The 8,356-nt window shown below is 46.8% G+C and carries 9 protein-coding genes and 1 other RNA gene; all 10 read right to left on the bottom strand.

What is annotated here, in order from left to right; genetic code table 11:
• Positions 1-425: 425 nt before the first annotated feature.
• Positions 426-1,652 carry a CHAP domain-containing protein gene (locus tag SOI44_RS10370; RefSeq protein WP_331349142.1) on the bottom strand — a complete coding sequence of 409 codons (1,227 nt, stop codon included), beginning with the start codon at positions 1,650-1,652 and terminating at the stop codon, positions 426-428.
• Between the two features lie 186 nt (positions 1,653-1,838).
• Positions 1,839-2,192, bottom strand: a transfer-messenger RNA (tmRNA) gene (gene ssrA / locus SOI44_RS10365).
• A 47-nt stretch (positions 2,193-2,239) separates the two neighbouring features.
• Positions 2,240-3,013 carry an HD domain-containing protein gene (locus tag SOI44_RS10360; protein WP_331349141.1) on the bottom strand — a complete coding sequence of 258 codons (774 nt, stop codon included), beginning with the start codon at positions 3,011-3,013 and terminating at the stop codon, positions 2,240-2,242.
• Positions 3,010-3,414: a glycerol-3-phosphate cytidylyltransferase gene (tagD, locus tag SOI44_RS10355; protein ID WP_331349140.1), complete on the bottom strand. Its 405-nt coding sequence runs from the start codon at positions 3,412-3,414 to the stop codon at positions 3,010-3,012. Before tagD ends, SOI44_RS10360 begins: the two co-directional genes overlap by 4 nt.
• A 4-nt stretch (positions 3,415-3,418) precedes the next feature.
• Entirely contained in the window at positions 3,419-3,880 is a 462-nt protein-coding gene (smpB, locus tag SOI44_RS10350) for an SsrA-binding protein SmpB (protein WP_331349139.1), read from the bottom strand.
• Positions 3,867-6,050 carry a ribonuclease R gene (gene rnr, locus SOI44_RS10345; protein ID WP_331349138.1) on the bottom strand — a complete coding sequence of 728 codons (2,184 nt, stop codon included), beginning with the start codon at positions 6,048-6,050 and terminating at the stop codon, positions 3,867-3,869. Before rnr ends, smpB begins: the two co-directional genes overlap by 14 nt.
• Before the next feature lie 76 nt (positions 6,051-6,126).
• Entirely contained in the window at positions 6,127-6,348 is a 222-nt protein-coding gene (gene secG, locus SOI44_RS10340; protein ID WP_108774351.1) for a preprotein translocase subunit SecG, read from the bottom strand.
• A 94-nt stretch (positions 6,349-6,442) separates the two neighbouring features.
• Complete coding sequence (locus SOI44_RS10335) at positions 6,443-7,108, bottom strand: thioredoxin family protein (protein ID WP_331349137.1); 666 nt, start codon at positions 7,106-7,108, stop codon at positions 6,443-6,445.
• A gap of 22 nt (positions 7,109-7,130) precedes the next feature.
• Positions 7,131-7,661, bottom strand: a complete 531-nt coding sequence (locus SOI44_RS10330) for a TIGR00730 family Rossman fold protein (RefSeq protein ID WP_331349136.1) — start codon at positions 7,659-7,661, stop codon at positions 7,131-7,133.
• On the bottom strand, positions 7,658-8,128 hold the full coding sequence (locus SOI44_RS10325; protein WP_331349135.1) for an SseB family protein: 471 nt from the start codon (positions 8,126-8,128) through the stop codon (positions 7,658-7,660). The genes SOI44_RS10330 and SOI44_RS10325 overlap by 4 nt, the downstream gene beginning before the upstream one ends.
• Between the last annotated feature and the right edge of the window lie 228 nt (positions 8,129-8,356).

Raw genomic sequence — 8,356 nt, 5'->3', positions numbered from 1 at the left:
ATACGTTATCATGGCTGGAAGTGAATCAACTGGTGAAAAACCATCATTACACTATCATCTATGCAAGGAGCTAAAATTCACTGATTTGTTAATATGCCCTCTTCAAGAAAACAATAGGCTGATTGCCAAGACAATTCAAGTATATAGATGATATTTTTTGATCATGTTAAATTGTTTTTTTTCGCTGAACGTGAAGTGCTATTGGACCGTTGTTGAGCAGTCGGAGGATGTCTGCCGCTTTCAGTTTTCTGCACGTTATGTATCTTTCATTTTCAATAATTGCCATGATGGCTGATTTGCCATTTATCTTTTGTTTAGACAGTTCCACAGAAAAGATATTAGAAAGATCACTTTACATTACTCGTATCAAATACATAACAAAAACGTATAGCATCTGCCATACGCCTTGTTTATCTCTATTGTGATTATGCAGCCTGTGATGTTTCCGGAACGGCATAGACAACACCGGACGGATACATACTGGACCATTGTGACCAGGTGTAGTATTTGTTCTCGTTGACCTGGCCGGTAGATCCCCATGCCTCAGATACCCAGAGGCCATCGTCTCCGACTTTTTCAACAAAAGCTGTGTGTCCGCTTGGATCAGTACCAACACCGGAGAAGATTGCACCAGGTGCAGGTGAATTGGAAAGGTAGAAATGTATGCTCCAGTTGGCAGAGGCAGCTGCGATACCCCATGCCTGATCACGGCCATTGCCATTGATCTTACCGGTCATAAAGCCATAATGCTGGGCGAAGCGGTAATGCATATAGCCAACGCACTGCAGCTTGCCTTCCCATGTAAAGCCAACCCATTGTTTCAACAGGGATACGTAGGAATCGCCATTGTAATACGTACCGGTTACCGGCGTATCAGATACAGAACCGGAAGAAGCACCGCCGCTGTGATTATACGCAGACAGCTGGCTCTGCAGAGCAGCAGCCTGGGTGACGTTCATGCCATTGGAACTGGCAAGCTCTTCCGCCTGTGCCTCTGCCTGGGCTGCTTCCTCTTCACTTCTTGTAACCTCTGCCGGCTTGCGGACATTCACAAGATAAGAAATCTTGGTTGTATCACCGCTGTCATCCACAAAGGTAAGCCAGCATGTATATGTTCCTTCCGTATTCATGTCGACATTGTCTGTCTCTTTGATCACCGGCAGTTTACCTACAGTTGAGGAAACATATCCAATGTTGTCGCCATACTTGAATTCAGAGCCAAGATCCACTGTCACTTCGCTCTGTTTCAGAATGACCTGCGGACCATCTGAGGCAATCAGCTTCACAGCCGCATTTTCTGAAAAAGAATAAACAACACTGTCTGCACTGTCATCTTTACGTACGATCTGAATACTGACTGTAATATTCTGAATGCCGCTCTTGGTTCTATTGAATGCCGAAGTATGAATCGTCGATTTGTCAAAATCAACCTGATTCAGGTTGATTGCTGCATCATAATCAGCCCGTTCCCTGATTGCCTGTTCCTTCAAAGAAGAAAGCGGGTTCTGGTTATTCATATCAATCTCAAAGACTCTGACCTTGCTTGTTTCATCCGGCTTATGCTCATCCGCAAATACCGGAGATACCGGTGCGGCAATCATTGCGGCCAGTAAAAGTGATGTCAGGAATCTTGCTTTTCTTTTTCCGTACATGTTTATAATTTAGTCTGAAACAAGTGTTAAATCAAGGTTAGCTGTCCTCACAGCGCCATTTTCGTGCAGATTTCACACGTTCTTCACAAATTTATAAGAATAATATGCCTATATCAGAGCGTTATTTGTCGCATGTAAAGAGAGCCAGAAAAAAGGCTTTCCGGAATCATCCAGAAAGCCAATGGGCTATGGAGCTGGCGGGAGTCGAACCCGTGTCCAGGAATCGTCCCACATTCAGACCTCTACAGTTTAGTCCGCTGTTAGTAAGACAGCAGGTATGTCAGCGGTCAGACCGCCTGCTGAATTTGCCTGTAAGATTGTCGGGATCGGCCGCCAGGCGAAGCCTCACCGTATCTGTTCATTTACGCTCTGTCCGTCAAACAGCAAAGAACGGTCAGAGGATGCTGCATCGCGTTAAGCGAACTCAGGCAGCAAAAGCGTAACTATTGTTGTTAGCGTTTATTTTTGTTTTGGTGATAAGGTCACCGCTCCACTGCAGTCCGAATCAAACTAAAAACCTGTCGAAACCATGACAGCCCCGGGATTGCCTTGCGGCAGAAAGAATATAGCACGCCAAAACTTTACATTCAAGCCCTGCTGTGTACATCCAGCCAGCCGTTGGCATACTGCTCCACATTGGCCATCTTTTCCTTTGTGTCAGGCAGTTTGAAATCAAAGCGGTGAATCATGCGGCTGATATAATCCTTTTCTTTCAGAATTGCCAGCCCTCTAGGAAAGTTGTAATCAAAGATCAAAGCCGTTGCCGCAATCCATGTATCCGCCGGTGTGCGGCCAGGCTTTGCCAGAATGCTGTGTTCCTGGAAGAACTCTTCATAAAGAGCCGGTGTCACCGCTGAGTTTTCCATCTGCTCTCTGGTAAAGGTCTGCACATCCAGCAGAGGATCTTCGGTTCTGACCCGGAAGATATCCGTCTTATCAGCGTCACGGATGATCCTGCAGTGCAGCAATGTTCTATCATCCAGGCCATCCGGCAGTCTGTATTTGTTATGCAGCTGCACGGCTGTAATGATCAGATCATATAGGCTTGTATCATCCAGGAAGCGCTCAATCAGACCCTCTTTCAGCAGCTGAGCTCCGAAATTGCCATGGTCAATGGTCAGGAAATCCCGGAAATCACCATACCGTTTGATCTGCTCAAAGCGGCCGATGTCATGCAATAAACCAATCAGCTCAGCCAGCTGGACATCTTCTTTGGATAAATGCAGGCTTTGGGCAATGTCCCGGGAAATGGCTGCTACATGCTCGGTATGCACAATCTTCAGTCTTACCTTGCCATCCTCAGGATTGTAGTTTTTCACATAGGACGCAAAAGCCGCATATGCCTTTGGAAGATCAATCATTTTTCACTTCCTTTGTTCAGATCATGCTTGATCTGGGTTGTGGAAATTTCCGGAGTGCGCGGGAAGTAAACAACCTCGACACCTTCCTTTTCCAGATAGTCAAACTTACCCTTCCAGTCATCACCCATGCAGAATACATCAATGTGATATTCATGCATGTCGTTGATCTTCTGATCCCAGCTTTCTTCCGGAATCACCAGATCCACATAGCGGATCGCTTCGACAAGTGCTTTTCTTTTCTCATACGGGAAATAGCACTTCTTGTGCTTCTGGTTCCAGTTGAACTCATCGGTGGATACACCAACGATCAGATAGTCGCCAAGCGACTTTGCCCGTTTTAACAGATTGATATGCCCATAATGAAGCAGATCAAATGTTCCATATGTAATGACACGTCTCATATTATTATCCTTTACGCTTCAACGCTTTTGCCATTTCCCGGCTGGCATCACGGATCTTCTCTGTCTGTCTCTTATCATAGAGATCCTTGCCCTTGGCAAGGGCAATCTCCAGCTTGGCTCTGCCGTTTTTCAGATACATCCGCACCGGCACAAGCGTATAGCCTTTCGTACGCACCTTGCTGTCAAGCTTGGCAATTTCATCCTTATGCAGCAGCAGTTTCCTATCGCGTTCCTCATCCACATTGGCAAAGGAACCATACTTGTAGGCACTGATATGCATACCCTTGATCCATGCCTCACCATGATAGATGGAAATATAGGCATCCTTGAACTGCACATGGCCTGCCCGGATGGATTTGATTTCCGTGCCGGTCAATACCAGGCCGCATTCATAGAAATCTTCCAGGAAGTAATCATGCTTTGCTTTCCGGTTATAGGCAATTTCTTTTGTTTTACCTTCTGCCACGATTGTCTCTCCTGCGCTTTCTGTAGCCGTTTCTGCCGCCATTATTATTGCGGTCACGGCGCTCTGGCGCTGCCTTCATGCCATCAATGCCAAAATCAATCTGACGGGTATCATGGGATGCCGCAAGGCATACCACCTTGACCGTCTGGCCAAGCTGATAGACATGCTTGAAATGAGAACCCTTGAGTTCCATGCGGTCCTCATCATATGTGTAGTAATCATCATTGAGATGAGAGATATGCACAAGACCTTCCACGGTATTGGGCAGTTCCACATAGAAGCCAAAGGACGTCACACCGGTAATCAGACCTTCGCCCTTTTCACCGATATGCTTCTCCATGAACTGTGCCTTCTTCATATCATCACATTCATATTCCGCATCCTGACTTGCTCTTTCACGAATAGATGACTGATCCGCAAACTCCTGCATCGAACCGGTATCTTTGGCAATCTGATCAGGATCCTTGCACTGATTGAACACATATCTTGTCAGCATCCTGTGCACGATCAGATCCGGATAACGGCGGATCGGCGAAGTGAAATGCAGGTAGTCTGTCTCGGCAAGACCAAAATGGCCGACGGGTCTGGCATCATAGCGTGCCTTCTGCATACACCGTAAAAGCATCATGCTCAATACCGGGAACTCCGGAGAATCCTTGACACTCTCAAGGTACTGCTGCACTTCCTTCGGTGTTGCCACGCTTCTTTCCGGACGGAACTTATGGCCCAGCAGGAAGGAGGTATCGATAAAGCTCTTGAGCTTCTTGGCCTCCGGTGATTCATGAATACGATAGACGCATGGTACATTGGCCAGTCTCATCTGGTTGGCTACACACACATTGGCAGCAATCATGCAGTCCTCAACCATGCACTCGGCATGGCCTCTTTGACGCAGGGTGATACTGATCGGCACACCATTCTCATCACACTTGATCTCGGCTTCATCCGTATCAAAGTCAATCGCACCTTTATCATGGCGGTGGGCACGGATCGCATCCGCACAGTCACGCAGATCTGTAAACAGCGTGCCAAGATGGGCATAGCGGGCACAAAGTTCCGGATCCCCATCCAGGATCTTATTTACATTATTGTATGTCATTCTTTCAGTAGAACGCATGACCGCCGGATAGGTCTTGTAGCTGACGATGTGGCCGTCATGTGCAATCTGCATCTCACATGTATTGACAAGACGCACAACATGCGGATTCAAAGAGCAGATGCCATTGGACAATTGATGCGGCAGCATCGGTACCACTCTGTCTGTGACATATGTAGAACAGCCGCGCTTCAAAGCCTCTTTATCCAGAGCAGAATTCTCTTTGACATAGTGCTGTACATCGGCAATGGATACCTTTAACAGCCAGCCATCCCCATCCTTGACAACACTGACAGCATCATCAAAGTCCTTGGAATCATCACCATCAATCGTGACCGTGATGTCATTGCGCAGATCCACACGGTCTTTTGTTTCTTCTTCAGATACTTCCTGAGGGATCTGGTTGACCTCTGCCATGACTTCATCCGGGAAGTTTGGCTCAATGTCATGGTCAATCAGAACAGAGAGAATATCGACACCCGGATCATCCTTATGGCCGATGACACGGTCAATCCTCACCCGCAGATAGCGGTTGCCATATTCAATAATGGTTCCCTGTACCTTGAGACCTTCAATAATATTGAACTTGTCAGCACCTTCTACCTTGAGTACCTTGTTCTGCAGTTTGCGGTCATCCAGGACAAGTCTTGGCTTATAGGCACCTTCATAAGTACCAATGACCTTAACATGGGCACGCTGCAGTACCTTGATGACATGGCCGTATGCCTGACCAGGTCCGGCCTGATAGGCAACCACATCACCGTTTAAGGCATCCAGCTGATCACGGGCATCAAAGCGGATGGTTGTGCCATCTTCCTTGTCGACAAAGCCAAGTCCCTTGGTATTGACACAAAGTGTGCCGGTATACAGATTGACAACCGATGCAAGATCCCATGTGCCATTGATGTTATGGACAATCTGACACTGGTCTTCCATCTGGTTCAATGCTGTGCTGACAGAGGCAAAGTTGCCTCCCTTGCCAAGGTGAAGCCCAGCCACAATCGCCCCGGTATCAAGACTGCTCTTTTTACTATTTGCTAACAGGTCCAGTATCTTTTGTTGTAAATCTTCCATTTCTTTCCTCAATTCATTTCCCTCAGATATTAAGAAAGCGTTGGCAGTTATACCAACGCTGATTGTTACAAGAATCTTACAGAACTCTGATCAATATCACAAGTACAAAGAACAGAATTCCAAGGACAAGGGTCAGATTGGAAATTACTTTCTCAGAGCCTCTCTCCTTGACATTGGCAAACAGGTTCAAGCCGCCGTTTCCTGTAAAAGCACCGGAAATTCCATCTGACTTGCCGCCCTGCAGCAGAGTCAGAATAATCAGCAGTGCTGAATCAATCATTAATAACGCGTTAAGCATGGATCGCTCCTTTCGCTGCAGTCAACATTATATCATCAGCTTTTCCACGTATGCAATGCATTCCTGCACACTGCACACCGCAAACAGCCTCTTTTCAACAATCCGGTGATGCTTTGACAGCACAGCCTTCCTTGTTTCCCTCATCCTGGAACTCTTTAACCTTCGAAAGCAGAGAAGACAGACGCTCATGCAAAGCACTGATCTTTTCATCCGTCCAGTAGTCAGCAGGTGCAATCTCATCAGAATCCAGATCACATGTCTCATCGTCAAAGCCGATGATTTCACCATCATGTAAAAAGATCACCAATGGCATATAGATCACTTTCTTGCCATCATTGTCATAATGCGTGATCTCACTGTCCTTCTCATCCAATAGATCCGCAATACTGTCATACCAGGTACGGTTAGCAGTCTTATCAACATAGATGTTGTAATACTTCACATTGACACCAGCACTCTGGGCATCTTCATTGAGCATCGGTACATAGTACTGGCACCATGGACATTCCGGAAAACCAAAGAACAGCACACCTGTACCATGATTGAGCATATCCTCTACATCCTGATGTTCTGTGAGCAGGGTAAAGGCATTATCAACAGGCAGATTGGTATACTGGTCATTCAGGCTTTCTGTTTCCACAGAAGCACTGGCAGATGCGGACGGTGAAGCAGATGGTGAACCAGACACAGCTGCAGCAGCACTGCCGCATCCTGCCAGTGTCAATGCCAGAATAGCAGAAAGTATTGTTGCTCTTTTCATTTGTTTTCCTCCTGTCTTTCCATCATCTCCCTGTGACCCAGTCATAGCCTTCCTGCACAGTTTGCGCAAACAGCAGATTATCCATTGGCTCCATAAAGCCATTGGAAATCATGTCATCAAACTGTTTTTTCAAAGGTGCATAGTAGTCATTCAGACTGAGCAGTGCAATTCTGCCAGGCAGAAGATGCAGGCGGCTGTCTGAAATCACTTCTGAAATTTCATCCAGAGTACCGGGTCCCCCTGGCATGGCAATAAAGCCATCGGCCACTTCTTTCATTCGATCACGCCGCTCACTCATCGTCTCGCATATGACAAGCTGACTGAGATCATTTCTCTGCTTGCCAACATCAACCATGAAGCGCGGCATGATGCCGATCACCTGGCCGCCCTGTTCCAATGCCCCCTGGGCAAGCTCATTCATTAAGCCAACCGATGCTCCGCCATAAATCAAAGTATCATGGTGTTTTCCAATCAGACTGCCCAATTCTCTGGCAGCGGTTTTGAAAGCAGGCTGTCTTCCGTATGATGAGCCAAGATACACCGCAATCTTCATGCCATTCCCTTCAGTCTGTTCATCAAAGCATGGTATGCCTGAATATACAGGCGGGCAGGCATCAGAAACGGCTGGGATTTAACATTGATCATAAAGCCGCCAATTACCGGATTTTCTTCCAGAATCTGTGCCATCCGGGTAAAGTCAACCGGCAGGAATGCCTGCGTTTTTGCCTTCTCCGGCGACCAGGCTGCCAGCTGCTTCACACTTGTAAAAGCCGCAAAGTAAGGCTTGCCAGATCCATCCTTGATAATGGAAAAGGATACTTTGACACCGTTGGCAGGACCTTCTTCTTTCTGTACACCAGGCACCAGCAGTACTGCTCTTGTTAAAGACTGCAGAATAACGGCAACATTCTTCTGGGAACGGTCATGATAATATGCTGAAATTGCCTGCTGCACAGGTACATTCAGTTCCTCTGCACGGGCCAGATCTTTCTGATCGATCTTTTCCTGTTTCTGATCCATGTGTAACCTCCAATGTGACTTCTGCATTATAACCCAACACTCTCTGATTTGTCTGAAACAATCGAGTAGGAGAATGAGAGCGTGAGCTCTCATCTTTTTTTCCTCTCACACCACCGGAGAAGCCGTTCGGCGTCCGGCGGTTCAAATCACCAACAAATTACAACACTGTTACATGTACCAAGGTGAAATACTCTTCTGCGCTGATCAATCCGGCCTCTCTTTTCAAGA

Origin of the sequence: Lactimicrobium sp. (assembly GCF_036453465.1) — a bacterium.
In the GTDB taxonomy this organism is placed as follows: Bacteria; Bacillota_I; Bacilli_A; order Erysipelotrichales; family Erysipelotrichaceae; genus Bulleidia.
This window is presented reverse-complemented; position numbering and strand designations above follow the sequence as displayed.

Coding starts and splice junctions, on each gene's coding strand:
- SOI44_RS10370 (WP_331349142.1), bottom strand. CDS start 1,652: ATGTACGGAAAAAGAAAAGCAAGATTCCTGACATCACTTTTACTGGCC.
- SOI44_RS10360 (WP_331349141.1), bottom strand. CDS start 3,013: ATGATTGATCTTCCAAAGGCATATGCGGCTTTTGCGTCCTATGTGAAA.
- tagD (WP_331349140.1), bottom strand. CDS start 3,414: ATGAGACGTGTCATTACATATGGAACATTTGATCTGCTTCATTATGGG.
- rnr (WP_331349138.1), bottom strand. CDS start 6,050: ATGGAAGATTTACAACAAAAGATACTGGACCTGTTAGCAAATAGTAAA.
- secG (WP_108774351.1), bottom strand. CDS start 6,348: ATGCTTAACGCGTTATTAATGATTGATTCAGCACTGCTGATTATTCTG.
- SOI44_RS10335 (WP_331349137.1), bottom strand. CDS start 7,108: ATGAAAAGAGCAACAATACTTTCTGCTATTCTGGCATTGACACTGGCA.
- SOI44_RS10330 (WP_331349136.1), bottom strand. CDS start 7,661: ATGAAGATTGCGGTGTATCTTGGCTCATCATACGGAAGACAGCCTGCT.
- SOI44_RS10325 (WP_331349135.1), bottom strand. CDS start 8,128: ATGGATCAGAAACAGGAAAAGATCGATCAGAAAGATCTGGCCCGTGCA.